Source organism: Kitasatospora sp. NPDC088134, assembly GCF_044741705.1.
GTDB lineage: Bacteria > Actinomycetota > Actinomycetes > Streptomycetales > Streptomycetaceae > Kitasatospora.
In genome coordinates, this window is the sequence record NZ_JBIUTD010000001.1 from 18,576 (window position 1) to 34,684 (window position 16,109).

Annotated in this window: 12 protein-coding genes; 1 reads left to right on the forward strand and 11 read right to left on the reverse strand. The window is 75.8% G+C overall.

Going from position 1 to position 16,109, the window contains the following annotated elements; all coding sequences use genetic code 11:
• The first annotated feature begins 183 nt into the window (after nt 1-183).
• Nucleotides 184-1,374, forward strand: a complete 1,191-nt coding sequence (locus ACIOHG_RS00055; protein ID WP_400943297.1) for an FAD-dependent oxidoreductase — start codon at nt 184-186, stop codon at nt 1,372-1,374.
• Nucleotides 1,375-1,381: 7 nt separating this feature from the next.
• Here ACIOHG_RS00055 and ACIOHG_RS00060 read toward each other — a convergent pair whose 3' ends face one another.
• From ACIOHG_RS00060 to ACIOHG_RS00110, 11 genes are all read right to left on the reverse strand, one after another.
• Nucleotides 1,382-2,635 (reverse strand): ATP-grasp domain-containing protein, encoded by a 1,254-nt coding sequence (locus ACIOHG_RS00060; protein WP_400943300.1) that lies wholly within the window; start codon nt 2,633-2,635, stop codon nt 1,382-1,384.
• Nucleotides 2,636-2,740: 105 nt separating this feature from the next.
• Nucleotides 2,741-4,012: a family 16 glycosylhydrolase gene (locus tag ACIOHG_RS00065; protein ID WP_400943303.1), complete on the reverse strand. Its 1,272-nt coding sequence runs from the start codon at nt 4,010-4,012 to the stop codon at nt 2,741-2,743.
• Nucleotides 4,009-5,838 carry a glycosyltransferase gene (locus ACIOHG_RS00070; RefSeq protein ID WP_400943306.1) on the reverse strand — a complete coding sequence of 610 codons (1,830 nt, stop codon included), beginning with the start codon at nt 5,836-5,838 and terminating at the stop codon, nt 4,009-4,011. The genes ACIOHG_RS00065 and ACIOHG_RS00070 overlap by 4 nt, the downstream gene beginning before the upstream one ends.
• A gap of 12 nt (nt 5,839-5,850) precedes the next feature.
• On the reverse strand, nt 5,851-6,663 hold the full coding sequence (locus ACIOHG_RS00075; RefSeq protein WP_400943309.1) for a polysaccharide deacetylase family protein: 813 nt from the start codon (nt 6,661-6,663) through the stop codon (nt 5,851-5,853).
• Nucleotides 6,660-7,586 (reverse strand): glycosyltransferase family 2 protein, encoded by a 927-nt coding sequence (locus ACIOHG_RS00080; protein ID WP_400943312.1) that lies wholly within the window; start codon nt 7,584-7,586, stop codon nt 6,660-6,662. The genes ACIOHG_RS00075 and ACIOHG_RS00080 overlap by 4 nt, the downstream gene beginning before the upstream one ends.
• Nucleotides 7,583-8,956, reverse strand: a complete 1,374-nt coding sequence (locus tag ACIOHG_RS00085) for a lipopolysaccharide biosynthesis protein (protein ID WP_400943315.1) — start codon at nt 8,954-8,956, stop codon at nt 7,583-7,585. Before ACIOHG_RS00085 ends, ACIOHG_RS00080 begins: the two co-directional genes overlap by 4 nt.
• Entirely contained in the window at nt 8,953-10,209 is a 1,257-nt protein-coding gene (locus ACIOHG_RS00090) for a glycosyltransferase family 2 protein (RefSeq protein WP_400943318.1), read from the reverse strand. The genes ACIOHG_RS00085 and ACIOHG_RS00090 overlap by 4 nt, the downstream gene beginning before the upstream one ends.
• Nucleotides 10,206-11,615 carry a glycosyltransferase family 2 protein gene (locus ACIOHG_RS00095; protein ID WP_400943321.1) on the reverse strand — a complete coding sequence of 470 codons (1,410 nt, stop codon included), beginning with the start codon at nt 11,613-11,615 and terminating at the stop codon, nt 10,206-10,208. The genes ACIOHG_RS00090 and ACIOHG_RS00095 overlap by 4 nt, the downstream gene beginning before the upstream one ends.
• Entirely contained in the window at nt 11,612-12,439 is an 828-nt protein-coding gene (locus ACIOHG_RS00100) for a glycosyltransferase family 2 protein (protein ID WP_400943324.1), read from the reverse strand. The genes ACIOHG_RS00095 and ACIOHG_RS00100 overlap by 4 nt, the downstream gene beginning before the upstream one ends.
• A gap of 438 nt (nt 12,440-12,877) precedes the next feature.
• The gene (locus tag ACIOHG_RS00105) at nt 12,878-15,046 is read right to left on the reverse strand and encodes a putative bifunctional diguanylate cyclase/phosphodiesterase (RefSeq protein WP_400943326.1); all 2,169 of its coding nucleotides are present in this window, start codon (nt 15,044-15,046) and stop codon (nt 12,878-12,880) included.
• Nucleotides 15,043-15,849 (reverse strand): SAM-dependent methyltransferase, encoded by an 807-nt coding sequence (locus tag ACIOHG_RS00110; RefSeq protein WP_400943329.1) that lies wholly within the window; start codon nt 15,847-15,849, stop codon nt 15,043-15,045. Before ACIOHG_RS00110 ends, ACIOHG_RS00105 begins: the two co-directional genes overlap by 4 nt.
• Between the last annotated feature and the right edge of the window lie 260 nt (nt 15,850-16,109).

A 16,109-nucleotide genomic window follows, 5' to 3' on the forward strand; every position in this document is an offset into this window, starting at 1 on the left:
CAGCAGCGTGATCATCGCCCCCGCCGGATATGTCGCCCGCGATCCGGAGGCAGGCCCCGCAGCGCGCCACCCGAAGGGCATGGCTCCGCTGCGGTTCGCAGCCCGCGGCGGGGCGGCCGGGCCCGGGTGCCACGGGGCGGTGGGCGTCGCATGCTGGAGGCAGCCGAACGGAGGAGGCTTCCGATGGGTGTGCCGGTGGTGGCGGTGGTGGGGGCGGGGCCGTACGGGCTCGCGGTGGCGGCGCACCTGCGGGCGCGCGGGGTGCCGGTCCGGGTGCTGGGCGTGCCGATGGAGAGTTGGCGGGAGCGGATGCCGCCCGGCATGTTCCTGAAGTCGACGCCCGCGGCGTCGACCATCGCGGCGCCCCGCCCCGGCCACACCTTCGCCGACTTCCGCCGCGACCGCGGCGAGGCCGCGGTCGACGACCGGTACGCGATCCCCGTCGAGGAGTTCGTCCGGTACGGCGAGTGGTTCCAGCGGCGGTGCGTACCCGAAGTGGAGCGCGCGCAGGTGGCCGAGGTCGGGCGGGACGCCGGAGGGCTGCGGGTGCGGCTCGCCGACGGCACGGCGTTCGGGGCGGGCGCGGTGGTGCTGGCCAGCGGTTTCCCGCCGTACGCGTGGGTGCCGCCGGTGCTGCGCGAGTTGCACGCCCGGGGGCTGGTCTCGCACTCCAGCGCGTTCGGCGACCCGGCCGCGTTCGCCGGGCGGCGGGTCGCGGTGGTCGGCGCCGGGCAGTCCGCGCTGGAGGGGGCGGCGCTGCTGCGCGAGGCGGGCGCCGACCCGGTGGTGATCGTGCGGCGCCCGCAGGTGCCGTTCGGGACGCCGCCGCCGGACGGCGCGGCGCGCCCGGCCCCCGCCCGGCTGCGCTCCCCCGTGTCGGCGCTCGGCCCGGGCTGGCCGCTGCTGGCGATCAGCCGCGGCCCCGCCGCGTTCCGCCTGCTGCCCGACCGCACCCGCGCGCACCTGGTCCGCACCGTGCTGGGCCCGGCCGGGGCGTGGTGGCTGCGCGGGCGCTTCGAGGGCCGGGTGCCGGTGCTGGCCGGCCGGGAGCTGACGGGCGCGGAGGCCGTCGACGGCGGTGTGCGGCTGCGCCTCGCGGGCGCGGCGGAGCCGGTCGAGGCCGAGCACGTGCTGGCGGCGACCGGCTACCGGGTGGACGTGGCCCGCCTGGAGCTCCTCGACCCGGCGCTCCGGCGGGCGCTGCGCACCCACGGGGGCGCGCCGCGCCTGTCGGCGGGTTTCGAGTCCTCGGTGCCGGGCCTGTACTTCGCGGGCCTGGCGGCGGCGGACACCTTCGGCCCGGTGATGCGCTTCGTCTGCGGCACCGGTTTCGCGGCCCGCCGCCTCTCCCGCACCTTGACACGAAGGAACTGACGTAGCGTCAACTGCTTCCGGCAATAAGGCTCTTGGCCTTTCCCGCCGCGCGGGTCGCGCCGGTGCCCGCGCTGCGGGCGATTTCGAGGAGCAGCGGGACGGGGTCGTCGCGGCAGGCCCAGGCGCGGACGGTGCCGCGGACGGGCAGCAGGTGGCGCGGGGGGCGGCGGTCCTGCCAGGCGTGCGCGGCGGCGGAGAGCAGGTCGAGGCGTCCGACCCGGAAGCGGCGCACCAGTTGGGGGCCGGCGGGGACGGGGCGTCCGGTCAGCCACAGGTGCAGGGCGCGGACCACGTCGATGCCGGTGGTGGTCTCGAAGAGCCGGAACTGGGCGCCCTGGCGGGGGTTGAAGTCGACCAGCTTGTACCGGCCGTCGCGGCGGTCGTAGCGCCAGTCCAGGTCGGCGATCCCGCTGTAACCGATCCGGCAGCACAACTCGACTGCCAGTTCGGCGAGTTCGGGGTTGGGCAGCGACTGGGCGAGGGTGGTGAAGCCGCCGCCGGGCGGCCAGTCGCGTTCCTTGCGGCCGGTGAACACCAGTAGTGGCACGCCGTCGGGGCCGCAGGTCAGGTGGGTGAACCAGTCCTCGCAGTGTTCGGGCGGTAGGAACTCCTGGGCGAGGAGCACGGGTTGGCGTTCGCCGCGGTCGAGGTCGGGCAGCTCGGACTCCTGCCGGACCACGGTGGTGTGGCTGACCACGGGGTGGGCGAGGCGGCTGAACGGGGCGAGGTTCTTCAGCACCAGCGGGTAGCCCAGGTCGCGGGCGGCGTCGACGAGTTCGGCCGTGTCGGCGGGGGTGGCGGAGCGCGGGGCGGGCACGTCGTGCTCGCGGCAGATCCGGTACAGGCCGCCCTTGTCGGCGAGCCGGCGCGGCAGGTCGGCGGGGACGGGCGGCAGCAGCAGGTCGGGGGCGAGTTCGGCGGCGTGCTCGGCGAGCAGGCAGGCGGACTCGTCATCGGTGCAGACGGCGACCGCGGGCCGGCCGATGGAGCGGGCCACCGATCTCACGGTGTCGAGGAGTTGGGCGTCCGGTTCGGATCCGGTGGTGGGCCGCACGTGCACGCCGGCCAGGTAGCGCGAGGCGGCGGTGGCCGTCCACCTGCTCTCGACCATGGCGTGCACGGGCACGCCGAGGCGGCCGAAGGAGCGCACCGCGCCGATCGGGCTGTGCGAGTAGGGGTAGCGGCCGATCCGGACCATCAGGACGGGCACCTCGCGGTCCAGTTCGGGCCGGGCGGTGCGCGGCGGGGCGTGGTGCGACACGGTGGTTCACCTCTTTCGTTCTCCGGTGGGGCGGTTCGACAAGGGGGTGGTTCGACAAGGAGACGGTTCGGCAAGGGGCCCGACTCGTATGCCCGGTAAGGGAGTTCAGTGCTGCCAGACCTGCACCCAGTCGACGTCGAACCGGGCGGTGGTGGCGTCGGCGGGCGGTGCGGAGGGGTAGCCGACGGCCAGGTTCAGGACGAGTTCCATCGGGACGTGCGGGACCCGCGCCGGGTCGGTGATCCGGAAGCGCTGCACGCCGTCGACGTACCAGGTGACGGAGTCGGGTTCCCAGTCGACGGCGACCAGGTGGTAGCAGTCGGCGAGTTGCACCGGGCCCCAGGTGGTGCCGGTGTGGGCGTCGGCGCCGTCGGCGGTCTGCCAGTGCAGGTTCATGTTGACGGCGCTGTTGGTGCCGGGGAACTCGGCGATGTCGAGTTCCGGCGGGGCGGTGCGGGTGCCGGCGGGGATCAGCCAGACGGCGGGGAAGAAGCCTTCGGCGGGCGAGGGGAAGCGGACGGCGGCGGCGAAGTACCCGTAGGTGAAGGTCCGTCGGGGTTCGGCGTTCCAGCTGTCGCGGCCGGTGGTGACCATGCCGGAGGTCCAGGGGTACTGCTTGCCGTCGCTGCCGGTGGTGGCGCCGCGCTGCGCGGTGAGGTGCAGGGCGCCGCCCTGGACGGCGACCCGGCTGGGCAGGTACCACTCGGTTTCGCCGTTGCCGCCGTTGGTGCAGCCGTCGACGTTCCAGTCGTAGCAGGTCGCCCAGGTGCCGCGGTCGAGGCCGGTTCCGGTGCCGGTACCGGCGAAGTCCTCGCGCAGGACGCTGTGCCAGGGGCCGCCGGTGGCGGGGGCGCCGCCGTCGGCGGCGGCGGGGGCCGCGGCGGCGGCTTCGGCGAGGTGGCCGTCCCGGTCGGCGGCGGGGTCGCCCTTGCCGAGGCCGGAGCAGCCGGCGAGCAGCAGCAGGGCGAGGACGGCGACCAGCGGGGCGAGGTGGCGGGTGCTCGGGCGCCGGGGGCGGCGGGGGGCGAGGGCGCCGAGAGTGGTGAAGGCGGCGAGCAGGCCGAGCGCGCGGACGGTGGTGAAGGTGCCGGTGAGCAGCAGGGCCTCGGCGGTGAGGGTGGCGAGGGCGAGTCCGGCGCCGACGGTCAGCCCGGCGAGGCCGATCAGTTCGGGCAGCGCGGTGGGCCGCAGGAGGGGGCGGGCCAGCCGGACGGCGGCGGTGCCGGGGCCGACCAGCAGGAAGGCGGCGGCGAGAGCGGCGCGGACGGGGTTGCCGGGTTGCAGCGCGGTGGCCAGCACGGCGGCCCAGCCGGAGGCGGCGAGCAGCAGCCGGGCGGGGGTGGGGCCGGTGTGCGGAAGGAGCGGGTGGCTGGTCATCGCGCACCTCCTCGGCCGCCGGGTGCGGCGACGGGCGGCAGGTAGCGGTAGACGACGGCGTCGGGGGTGGTGAAGACGGCCTGGAAGCGGGGCGAGCCGGCGACGGCGGCGTGCACCAGGTCGACGGTGTCGGCGGGCAGGCGGCCGGTGAGCCGGCATTCGGCGGCCTGGGCGCGGGTGAGGATCAGGTAGGAGGGGCCGGTGGTGCGGGGGTCGTCCATCAGCTGCTGGACGACGGGCAGCGGGTCGGTGACCAGGCGGCGCTGGTCATCGGCGGTCAGCTGGCCGAGCACGGTGCGTTCGAGCTGGTCGTAGCGGCGTTCGCCGCCGGGCAGATCGGCGGTGACGGAGACCAGCCGGGAGCCGGGCGGCGCGGTGGCGGCGACGTAGTCGACGGCGGCGATCTCCTGGGTGCTGAACCAGTTCATCGCCTCCTTGCTGTAGTTGCCGAGCAGCAGGCCGGTGAGCAGGACCAGGACGGCGGCGCAGGCCGCGGGGGTGCGCCAGGGGGGCCGGGGGGTGCGGCCGCCGAACAGCAGGGTGGCGCCGAGGAAGGCGGCGGCGGGCAGCGCGAACAGGTAGGCGCGGAAGATCATTTCGCCGCCGTAGGGGTTGGCGAGCAGCAGCGGCAGCGGGGCGGCGAGCAGCATCGGCAGGCCGGTGCGGCGCAGTCGCCGGTCGACCAGCAGGGCGGTGAGGGCGAGCAGCAGGACGGCGGCGGCGGTGGCGCGGTCGGTCCAGGCGACCAGGACCTGGCCGGGGGCGGCGGCGCCGAGTCCGGCGACGCCGGAGAGCACGTTGCGGTCGGGCGAGAGCAGGGCGGCGGTGAGGTCGCCCAGGTTGGCGGCGACGTAGCGGCGGGCGACGGTGGCGTCCCACAGGACGGTGGTGGCGACGGCCGCGGCGAGCACCGGCAGCACCGTCCGCCGGTTGCGCCGGGGCAGCGCCAGCAGCAGCAGGGTGCTGATCAGCATCAGGGGGGTGAGCTGGTGGGAGGTGGCCACGGCGGCGGTCAGGACCAGCACCAGCAGGAACGGTCCGACCCGCCAACGGCCGCCCGGGGAAGGCCCGTTCGGGGAAGGCCCGTCCGGGGAAGGCGTGCTCGCGGCCAGGCGGCGCACCACCAGGGCGATCACCAGCAGGTACAGCAGGTAGGCGAAGGCCTGCGGGGAGTAGTAGTCCTGGCCGACCCAGCTGGTGGCGTAGTAGAGGAAGGCGCCGCCCCAGATCAGCCGGGGGTCGCGGGTGAGGGCGGCGAACAGCAGCAGCAGCGGGCCGAGCAGCAGCAGGTTGGCCAGCGGCTCGTACCAGTCGGCCAGGCCGAGCGCGGAGTGCAGGCCGGTGGCGCGCAGCAGGAGCACGTTGAGCTGGAAGAACCCGGGCCACTGGTTGTAGATGTCGAGGCCGTCGGCGTGCGGGACGGTGCCGTCGTGGCGCAGCATCGCGTCGACCACGGCGAGGTGCTTCCACGACCAGGCGTAGCGCGGCCCGGGGTAGAGCAGGCTGGGGGTGGCGTGCACGGCGGCGATCAGGGCGAGCACGTAGCCGGCGGCGAGCGCGGCGGGCGGGCGGGGCAGGCGCAGCAGCAGGACGAAGCCGGCGGCGAGCAGCGCGAGTGCGGCCCAGTACGCGGGGGGCAGCACCTGGAGCAGGCCGAGGTCACCCATCCGGTCGAGGCGGACGCCGCGCAGCGCGAGCAGCCAGAGCGCGACGGCGAGCGGCAGCGCGCCGTACGCGGCCCACCGGGTGCGGGGGGCGCGCTGCGCGGCGGGCGGGTCGGCCGGGCCGGTGGCCTGGTCGGGGCGGGCGGTGCGGGCTCCGGTCATGGTGGCGGCGCCTCAGGTCTGCGGCGGTCCGCCGACGGGGCTGCCGAGGGCGGTGCGGACCCGGCGGTAGCTGCGCCAGGCCCGGGTGTAGAGACTCTCGGGGGCGGGGGCGAGGCGGGCGCCGCGGCCGAGCGCCCACCGGTCGAAGACCCGGGCGGGGGTGTCCTGGTGGACCATCAGGCGGGAGATCCGCAGCGGGTCGTCGTTCTCGGTGCTGAGCCGGTTCTCGACGGCGGCGGCGGAGGTCCAGCCGGCGGTCCGGACCTTGGCGCGGACGGCGCGGCTGGAGTAGCCGTGCGGGTAGGCGTAGGCGGTGGCGGGGTGGCCGAGGGCGTCCTCCAGACGGTGCTTGCAGCCGGTGATCTCCTCGTCGAGGCGGCGGCCGTACACGGTGTCGAGCGGGACGTGGGTGACGGAGTGGCCGCCGATCTCGATGCCGAGGGTGTCGAGGGTGGTGACCTGGCGCCAGTTCAGCATGGGGGTGGCGGGCAGCAGGCTGCCGCCGGCCCGGCGGCCGGGCGGGTGGATCGCGCCGACGGTGAGGTAGAGGGTGGCGGCGAGGCCGCGGTCGGCGAGTTCGGGGGCGACGGTCCAGTAGAAGTCGGCGTAGCCGTCGTCGAAGGTGAGGACGGCGGCGTCGGGCGGCAGCGCGGGGCCGCCGTGCAGGGCGGCGACCAGGCGGCGCAGCGGGACGATCCGGCGGCCGGCGTCCTGGATGCGGTCGAGCTGGAGCTTGAAGGCGCGCGGGCTGACGGTGTAGGGGGCCAGCCACTGGGGCGGGTGGTCGGAGACCGAGTGGTAGAGGAAGACCGGGATCGTGGTCACGGCCGCCTCCCGGGGCGCGGGGCCGCGGCGGTGCCGACCGCGTAGCCGAGGACGGTGAGCACGGTGCCGGCGCAGAGCGCGGCGGCCCGGGCCAGGCGGGCGTGCCGCAGGTCGCGGGCGAGGGCGGCGGGCAGGGCGCGGCGCAGGTGGCGGCGTTCCTCGGCGAGGGCGCGGCGCGGTCCGGCGAGGCGGGCGACCCGGGCCTTGGAGCGGCCCTCGGCCCAGCAGCGGGCCCGGAAGTAGGCCCAGGCGGCCCGGGTCTCGGGGACGTGGTGGCGGACCACGGCGGCGGGGTCGTAGCGCAGCCGGGTGCCGGGGTGGCGGCGGGTCAGGCGCAGGCAGAGCTCGGTCTCCTCGCAGCCGAGCGGGCGGGTGCCGATCCGGCCGAGTTCGGTGCGGAAGCCGCCGGCCTCGCGCAGCGCGGCGCGGCGGAAGGACATGTTGGCGCCGGTCAGGTTGCGGACGGCGGCGGCGCGGCGGGGGGCGCCGCGGTGGGTGCAGCCGACCACCCAGTCGAACTCGGGCGGGAACCAGCGGGGCCGGCCGCCGTCCCAGCGGGGGGTGACCAGTCCGCCGACGCCGAGCACGGCGGGGTCGCGGTAGCCGTCGAGCAGGTGGCGGGTCCAGTCGGGGGCGGCGGTGGCGTCGTCGTCGAGGAAGCAGACGATCTCGCCGCGGGCGGCGGCGACGCCGGTGTTGCGGGCCCCGGACAGGCCGCGCGGGCCGCTGTTGGCGAGCACCGTGACTCCGGCCAACCCGGCTGCCCTGGCGGCGAGTTCGGGGTTGTGGTCGGCGATCAGCAGCAGTTCGTCGGCGGGCCGGCGCTGGGCCCGGACGGAGGCGACGGCGGCGCTCAGGTCGTCCCACCGGTCGAGGGTGTAGGCGCAGATGACCACGGTGACGGTGGCGGGTGGGGTGCTCATGCCGGCCTCCTGGGCGGTGCGGGCAGCCACCGCGGGAGGGTGGCGAGCAGTGGGACGGCCAGCGCGCAGGCAGCGATCAGCCAGGCCAGGCCGACGCCGGTCAGGCCGAGCGGCGGCAGCAGCACGGCGACCAGGGCGAGGACGAGTCCGGCGGAGCCGAACTCCAGCAGCAGCAGGGTGCGCAGCGCGCGGCGGACCCGGGCGACCTCGACGGCCACGCCGAGGACGACGTTGGGCAGCGCGGACAGCGCCATCAGCCGCAGGACGGTGCTGCCGTGCTCGGCGTAGCCGGCGCCGAACGGGAGCAGCAGCAGCGGCGCGGCGGCGGTGACGGCGGCGCCGGCGAGGGCAACCAGCGCGGCCGCGTGGCGCAGCATCCGGCGGCCGTACTCGGCGAGCCGGGCCGGGTCGCGGACCCCCTCGACGACCAGCGAGCCGCCCATCGAGGTGACGGCCACGTAGAAGGTGTCGGCGATGATGAACGCCAGCGCGTAGTAGGCGGCCCGGTCGGCGCCGAGCCGGCCGAGCACCAGCAGCGGGACGGCGGTGCCGCAGGCGACGGCCGCGGTCTTGCCGAAGTAGTCGGCGGTGGCGTACCCGAGGACCCGGCGGGGCCGGGGCGCGCCCGCGCGGTCGGCGCGCTGGTGGGCGGGGATGGCGTGCCGGAACAGCACGGTGCTGGTGACGGCGATCGCCGCCAGCAGGGCCAGCGACCAGGCGACCAGGATGCCGGCGGAGACGGCGAGGGCGGCGCCGAGGCCGAGCAGTACCGCTTTGACGACGTTGAACAGGGCGTTCTCGCCGAGTACCCAGCCGGTGCGGCGCAGCCCGGTGAGCGCGCCGTCCTGCAGCACGAAGACGGAGTAGCCGGCCGTCGCCACCAGGAACGCGGCGGCGGGCACCGGGTCGCGCAGGAAGGCGAGTTCGGGTGTGATCCAGGGGACGAGGAACAGGAAGCCGACGGCGGCGAGGCCGCTCGCGCCGATGCTGACGGCGTAGCAGCGCAGCACCAGCCAGCGGGTGTGCCGGCCCGCGGTGGGCACGAACCGGGTGAGCACGTCGCCGAGGTTGAACCGGCCGAGGCCGGAGAGCAGGCCCGCCACCGACAGTGCGGCCGTGCACCGGCCGACCGTCTCGGGGGGGTACCAGCGGGTGGCGAGGACCCAGAACACCGCGCCGAGCGCGGCCGAGAGCAGGGCGCTGCCGGCCAGCATGTGCCCGTTGCGCAGCAGTGGTTCGGCCGGGCCGCGGCGGGCCCGCGGCCCGCGCACCGGCGCGGTCCGCTCCCGCAGCGCCTTGGCGAGTTCGGCGCGCAGCAGGGCGGTGAAGGGGCGGGGCCGGGCCTCGACCCGTTCGGTGGTCGTGGTCATGGCTCGGCTCCTTCGCCGGCGCGGCGGCGTTCGCGGGCGCCGCGCAGGTAGCCGGCCGGGCCGTGCAGCAGGCCGAGCAGTTCGCGGTGGCCGAGGGCGGCGAGGGCGGGGTCGCGTTGCCGGGCGGTCCGGTCGCGGCGGCGCAGCGCCTGCCGGGCGCCGCGCGGGAGGCGGGCGGCGAGGGCGGGCAGCAGGTCGGGGTGGTGCACGGCGGCGGCGGTCAGGTAGGCGCCGAAGCCGATGCCGAAGTTGTGGACCTGGTCGGCGAGTTCGGGCCCGGTGCGGCGGTGACGGTGCCAGACCAGGGCGTCGGGCCGGTAGGCGAGGGTGGCGCCGGCCCGCAGCACCCGCAGGAACGCCAGCAGGTCCTCGCCGCCGCGCCCGGGGCTGCCCGCGCCGATCGCGGGTTCGAACCCGCCGATGCGGCGCAGCAGTTCGGTGCGGAAGGCCATGTTGGCGCCGGTGCCGCAGCGGCTGACGGTGAACGGGAACAGCGGGTCGTCGGCGGGCGGCCGGTCGAGCCGCCAGGCGGCGGGGGCGAAGCCCCGGGCGTAGCCGCAGTAGCGTTCGAAGGCGACCTGGGCGGGGGTGTCGAGTTCGGCGGGCAGTACCAGGCCGGTGACGCAGCCGATCGCCGGGTCGGCGGCGAAGGCGTCGGCGAGGGCGGCGGCCCAGCCGGGGTCGGTGAGCGTGTCGTCGTCAGTGAAGGCGATCAACTCGCCCCGGGCGGCGGCCAGTCCGCGGTTGCGGGCGCGGGCCAGGCCGGGGACGGGTTCGCGGAGCCGGCGGACCGGGCCGTCCGGCGGCTCCGCGCCGGCCGGTCGGCCGGGTGTGTTGTCGACGAGCAGGTACTCGATCCGCGGGTGGCGGTTGCGCAGCAGGGAGTCGAGGCACTGCCGCAGCATCCCCTCCCGGTCCCGGGTGCAGACGACGACGCTCACCAGCGGGCCGCCGACCGGCGCCGGTCGGCTCTGCCGGGGGTCCTCGATTCGCTCCGCCTCCGCCACCAACTCCCTTTCCAGCTTCCCTGGTCGGCCACGGTCGGCGGTGGTCGCGAGCAGCCCGAGCGGGCGGCCCTGCCGACGGATCAGCGCGAGCACCCGCCCGTCCGGGTCGGCGGGCCGCCCGTCGGGGCGGCGCGGTCCGCCGGGCCGGTCGGGGTCGAAGTCGACCACGGCGGCCGGCGCGTCCGGGATCAGCCCGCGGACCCCGGTCACCGCGGCCCAACCCTGTTGGGCAACAGGCGTGTTCATCGCTGCCCACCCCCTGCGGCCGTGGCCCCGACCGCCTGGGCGTGCCGGTCGACGGCGCGCTGCCGGCGGACGCTGATCAGGTAGCCGAGCGGGCCGTACAGCAGGCCGCACAGTTCGCGCCGCCCGAGGTGCTGCGGCCCGGCGACGGGGGCCGGCCCGTCGGAGCGGGTCCCGGCGCGGGCGCGGCGGGCCGCCTCCCACTGCCACAGGCCGCGCGGCAGGCGGCGCACCAGCGGGACCAGGGTGGCGGGGCGGTGGGTGACGGCGGCGGTCAGGTAGGCGCCGAAGCCGACGCCGAAGTTGTAGACCTGGTGGGCGAGTTCGTCGTCGGTGCGGGGGTGCGGGTGCCAGACGATGGCGTCCGGCTGGTAGGCGATGGCGGCACCGGCGGCGAGCACCCGGTGGAAGGCCAGCAGCTCCTCGCCGCCGCGGGCGGGGGTGCCCGCGCCGGTGGCCGGGTCGAACCCGCCGAGGCTGCGCAGCAGTCGGGTACGGAAGGCCATGTTGGCGCCGGAACCGCAGCGGCCGACGGAGAAGCGCAGCAGCGGGTCGTCGTCGGCGGCCAGCGACCAGGTGCGGGCCCGGTAGCCGCGGGCGTAGCCGCCGTACTGTTCGAGGGCGCGCTGGGCAGGGGTGTCGAGTTCGGCGGGCAGCACCAGACCGGTGACGCAGCCGATCGCCGGGTCCTCGGCGAAGGCGTCGGCGAGGGCGTCGATCCAGGCCGCGTCGACCAGCAGGTCGTCGTCCGCGAAGGCGGTCAACTCGCCCCGGGCGGCGGCCAGTCCGCGGTTGCGGGCGCGGGCCAGGCCGGTGACGGGCTCGCACAGGTAGCGGACCCGGTCGCGGTAGTGGTCGTCGATCAGGCGGCGGGCCCGGTCGTCGGCGGGGGCGTTGTCGACCACCAGCACCTCGTAGTGCGGGTAGGGGGAGCGCAGCAGGGTGTCCAGGCAGCGCCGCAGCGTCCCGGGGCGGTTGTGGGTGGGGACGACCACGCTGACGGTGGGGCGCTCGGCCCGGGCCCGGTCCCGCTCGGTCCGGCTGTGGCCGGCCGCGGGGACGGCGGTGGACCGGGCGGGGACGGGCAGTTCGCGGTGGGCGGCGGCGACCAGCGCCCGGGCGAGCGCGCCGGGCCGGCCGCTCGTCCCGGTGGCGTGCACCATGCCGAGCGGGTGCCCGTGCAGCCGTACCAGGGCCGACACCCGCCCGTCGGGGTCGGCGGGGCCGCGGCCGCCGGGCGAGCGCACCTCGCCCGGGTCGTCCAGGTCCAGTTCGACCACGGTGACGGGGGCGTGCGGCCGTCCGGGCGCACGGCCGCGCCGGTCACCGCCGTTCGTCGGGCCACCGGCGTTCGTCGCACCGCAGCTGTCCGTCGGGCCGCTCCCGTTGGTCGTACCGCAGCCGTTCATCGAGCCGCTCCCGCCGCGCCGGGGCGTTCCGCGAGCAGGGTGCGCAGGACCCGGCGGCCGTCGGCGACGGCGTGCAGGTGGGAGCGTCCGCTGCGGCGCGGGAGTTCGAGGCTGGGGACTTCGGCGATCCGCAGTCCCGAGCGCAGCGCGTGCACGATCATCTCCGCCTCGATCTCGAACCCGGCGGCGTGCAGGTCGAGTTCGGCGAGGAAGCTGCGGCGGAACGCGCAGTAGCCGTAGCACAGGTCGGTCAGCAGGGCCCCGTAGAGGCGGTTGGCGACCAGCAGCAGCGCCTTGTTGCCGAGGGCGCGCAGCAGGGTGAGGTCGAGCGAGCCGCCGCCGGCGATCCGCCGGGAGCCCTTGACGAAGTCGTAGCCGTGGTCGAGGAAGTGCAGGTAGTGCGGGATCTCGCCGGGGGACATCGAGCCGTCGGCGTCGATCATCACGATGTACTCGCCGGTGGCGGCGGCGAACCCGGCGCGCAGCGCGTTGCCCTTGCCGGGGGCGTCCTGGTGGACGCTGCGGACGGCGGGCAGGCAGGCCCGGGCCATCGCCACGGTGGCGTCCCGGGAGGAGCCGTCGACCAGGATGACCTCGTCGACGCAGACCGGGATCTGTTCGAACACCCAGGGGATGTTGCGGGCCTCGTCGCGGGCGGGCACCACCAGGCTGACGGTGTGTCGGCTGGTGTAGTCGCCGGCCCGGCGCCGGGGGCGGTCGCCCTCGGCCGGGTCGGCGGCGGGGTCGGCGGGGTTGGAGGGAGTGGCGGGCGGACCGGCGGGTCCGGTGCCGGCGGGTTGCCCGGTGGGCAGGGTGGCGGTCATCGCGGTGTGCCTCTCGCTGAGGCGGCAGCGGGCACGGCGGTGCCCGTGCGGAGGATGGAGTGCGGCGCCCGGCGTCCGACGTCAGGTGCGGTGGCCGTGGCGGCCGCGGTGCGTGGTTCCCCCGGCGTTCCCCCCGGCCGGGCTCCCCTGCCCGTCCCCCGCCCGGTCCCGCGTGGACGGGCGGCGCCGGAAGAAGGGCGACCGCCGTCCGGGGCGCGTGGCGCGCCGCGGGTGGGCCTGCTCGGCCGGGCCCGGGACGGTGCCCGTCCGGCGGAGTCAGGGTCTCATCGTCCGCCCCGGACCGGCGGACTGTCAATCACCTTTGCCCCCCTATGTCCGATTCTTCCCTCCGGAGGGGGCGTCCCTCCCGGTCCGGCCCCCGCGCTGTCCGAAACCGCCCATCCGCCGGCCGGAGCCTCGACCCCGCCGACCGGTTCCTCAACTCTCCTGGTCGACGCGGCTGTTCCGGTCGTTGCAGTCGTCCCGGCCGTCTGCGTCGGCGGCGGAGAGGTCGGCCTCCAGATCGGCCTCGGCGATCCGGCGGGCGATCTCGGCGGGCCGGACGGGGCGCCCGAAGTGCCAGCCCTGGGCGAGGTCGCAGCCCATCAGGCGCAGCCGCTCGGCGTCGGCGGGGCTCTCCACGCCCTCGGCGGTGACGGACAGGCCGAGGGTGTGGGCGAGCGAGACCAGGCCGCTGACGATCCGCCAGCCGAGGTGGGTGTCCTTGGCGGGGTCGTGCAGGTCGCCGACGAAGGAGCCGGCGATCTTCAGGTTGGAGACCGGCAGGTCGCGCAGGTAGGCGAGGTTGGACCAGCCGGTGCCGAAGTCGTCGACGGCCAGCGACACGCCCATGTCGACCAGGGCGTGCAGCGCCTTGAGCGCCTCGTCCTCGGGGCCGACCACGGTGGACTCGGTGATCTCCAGCTGCAGCATGGACGGGTCGAGCCCGGTGTGGCGCAGGATGCGGTCGATGTCGGCGACCAGTCCGGCGTTGCGGGCCTGCCGGACCGCCAGGTTGACGCTGAGCTTGGGCGCGCGGTCACCGAACCTGGCCACCCAGTCGGCGGCCTGCTCGCAGGCCTGCTCCAGCACCCAGCGGCCGAGCGGCATGATCAGCCCGGTCTCCTCGGCGACGCCGACGAACTCCTCGGGGCCGAGCACGCCCAGCTGCGGGTGGCGCCAGCGCACCAGCGCCTCGACGCCGGTCATCGCGCCGGTGCCGAGGTCGACCATCGGCTGGTAGTCGATGAAGAACTCGCCGTGGTCCAGGGCGGCGGGCATCCGCACCGAGACCGCGTACCGGCTGACGGCGCGCGCGTTCTCCTTCGGGTCGAACAGCGTCCAGCGGCCGCGCCCGGCCTCCTTGGCGCGGTACAGCGTCAGATCGGCGGCCCGGACGGCGGCGCCCGGCGTGGTGGTGGCGATCCGGCGCTCCAGCACGCCGATGCTGGCGCCGACGGCGAGCCGGTGGTCGCCGATCACGACGGGCTTGGTGAGCGCGGCCAGCACGGTCTTGGCGGCGGCGACGGCCTCCTGCTCGCCGCGGCAGTTCTCCAGCAGCACCACGAACTCGTCGCCACCGAGCCGGGCCACCAGGTGGCCGAGCGGGGTGAGCGCGGACTCCAGGCGGTCGGCCACCGCGGTCAGCAGCTGGTCGCCCATGTCGTGGCCGAGGCTGTCGTTGACGACCTTGAAGCCGTCCAGGTCGACGTAGCAGAGGCCGAACCGGGCGTCCGGCTCCGGGTCCTCGAACAGCTTCTCCAGCCGTTCGAAGAACGCGGCCCGGTTGGGCAGGCCGGTCAGCGGGTCGTGGGTGGCCTGGTGGCGCAGCCGCTCCTGGAGGCGGTAGCGGTCGGTGATGTCCTCCAGCATGGCGACCTGGTAGAGCGGCGTGCCGTCGTCGTCGCGGATCAGCGACACCGTCAGGTGGGTCCACACCACCTCGCCGTCGCTGCGGTAGTACGGCTTGTCGAACTGGAAGTACTCGCGCTTCCCGCTGATCAGGTCCTCGTAGGCCTCCCACACGCCCGGGGTGTCCTCGGGGTGGACCAGGTCGTTGACCCGCACGCCCTGCATGTCCTCGGGGCCGCCGCCGAAGATCTCCCCGAGGGCGCGGTTGACGGCCAGGATGTTGCCGTCGGTGTCGCCGAGGCCGATGCCGATCGCCGCGGACTCGAACAGGGCGCGGAAGCGGGCCTCGGAGACCCGCAGCGCCTTCTCCACCTCCTGGCGCGCGGTGTCGGCGGCCAGCCGGATCGCCTCCTGCTCGCGCAGCGTGCGCTCGCGCAGGGCGGCCGCCCAGCCGGCCGCGAAGGCACCGCTGAGCGCGGGGCCGCGCTCGTCCGGCAGCGGCCGACGCTGGATCAACTGCACGGCCTCGGACAGCAGTTGCGGGTCGGTGAAGTGGTTGTCGATCAGCAGCGCGCCGACCTGGGAGGCCAGTTCGGGGCGGAACGGCCGCTCCTCGGCTGCCCGGTGCAGCAGTTCGGAGGTCCGGGCGATCAGCGGGTTGAGCACGCCGGGCCGCACCGCGGCGCCGTGCCCGGTCCGCAGCATCGCCGCCCACGCGGCGTGGAACCCGTTGCCCGCGAGCGGCGACTCGTTCACGACAGGCGTCCGACGCCGGCCATGCCGGTCATCCGCTCGGGGTGCGGGCCGACCGACTCGGCGTCGTCCGGGTGCCACTCGGGGAGGTACACCACGCCGGGTTCCAGCAGTTCGTAGCCCTCGAACATGGCGGTGATCTGCTCGCGGTTGCGCATGGTCAGCGGCGTCGGCGTCGACCGGTAGAGCTTCTGGTGGCCCGCGGCCTGGTCGGGGCGGCCCTCCAGGGAGGCGTGCGAGAGGACCAGGATGCTGCCGCTGGGCAGCGCCTCGCGGAGGGTGGCGAGGATCTTGGCGGGGTCGTCCTCGTCGGTGACGAAGTGCATGACGGCGTTCAGGATCACCGCGACGGGCTCGCCGGGGGCGAGCAGTTCCTCGACCTCGGGGCGGGCCAGCAGGTCGGCGGTGTTGCGCAGGTCCGCGTCGACGATCCGGCTGAGCGGGTCGTCGGCCAGGATCAGGCGGCTGTGCGCGACGGCGACCGGGTCCATGTCGATGTAGACCACGCGCGCGTCCGGCTGGTACTCGCGGGCGACCTCGTGGACGGCGCCGAAGGTCGGGATGCCGGAGCCGATGTCCAGGAAGCGGCTGATGCCCTCCTGGGCGACGAACTGGGTGGCGCGGCGGAGGAACGCCCGGTTGGCCCGCATGATCTTCGGCAGGTCGGGCCAGAGTTCGATCGCCTTGCGGGCCATCTGGCGGTCCACCTCGAAGTTGTGCGAACCGCCGAGGTAGTAGTCGTACACCCGGGCCGCGTTCGGCTTGTCGAGGTCGGTCCCTGCGGGCACCCAATTCGGACGCGCCATGACGGCACCCCTTCCGACGTGGCAGTCGAAAAATGACAACAGGACATAAAGATCTTCCTATACTCCGGAACCGCATCGCAAGCCGGGAGAGCCGATCGGTGGCGTGTTCCGACCGCTTCCGCCCGGGTTCCGATCCGTCGTCCTTTTCCGCTCCCCCTCCCCTCGTCCCTCCCCTCTCCCCTGGCCCTTTACCGGTCTCCCCCAGCCCTTTACCGGCCGGAAAACGGGCAGCCGCCCACGTGCAGACTCTGCACGTGGGC

What these genes read in the sequence shown, in the direction of transcription:
- ACIOHG_RS00070 (WP_400943306.1), bottom strand. Translation starts at nt 5,838, where the DNA reads ATGACCGGAGCCCGCACCGCCCGCCCCGACCAGGCCACCGGCCCGGCC.
- ACIOHG_RS00100 (WP_400943324.1), bottom strand. Translation starts at nt 12,439, where the DNA reads ATGACCGCCACCCTGCCCACCGGGCAACCCGCCGGCACCGGACCCGCC.
- ACIOHG_RS00055 (WP_400943297.1), top strand. Translation starts at nt 184, where the DNA reads ATGGGTGTGCCGGTGGTGGCGGTGGTGGGGGCGGGGCCGTACGGGCTC.
- ACIOHG_RS00090 (WP_400943318.1), bottom strand. Translation starts at nt 10,209, where the DNA reads ATGAACACGCCTGTTGCCCAACAGGGTTGGGCCGCGGTGACCGGGGTC.
- ACIOHG_RS00095 (WP_400943321.1), bottom strand. Translation starts at nt 11,615, where the DNA reads ATGAACGGCTGCGGTACGACCAACGGGAGCGGCCCGACGGACAGCTGC.
- ACIOHG_RS00085 (WP_400943315.1), bottom strand. Translation starts at nt 8,956, where the DNA reads ATGACCACGACCACCGAACGGGTCGAGGCCCGGCCCCGCCCCTTCACC.
- ACIOHG_RS00110 (WP_400943329.1), bottom strand. Translation starts at nt 15,849, where the DNA reads ATGGCGCGTCCGAATTGGGTGCCCGCAGGGACCGACCTCGACAAGCCG.
- ACIOHG_RS00080 (WP_400943312.1), bottom strand. Translation starts at nt 7,586, where the DNA reads ATGAGCACCCCACCCGCCACCGTCACCGTGGTCATCTGCGCCTACACC.
- ACIOHG_RS00065 (WP_400943303.1), bottom strand. Translation starts at nt 4,012, where the DNA reads ATGACCAGCCACCCGCTCCTTCCGCACACCGGCCCCACCCCCGCCCGG.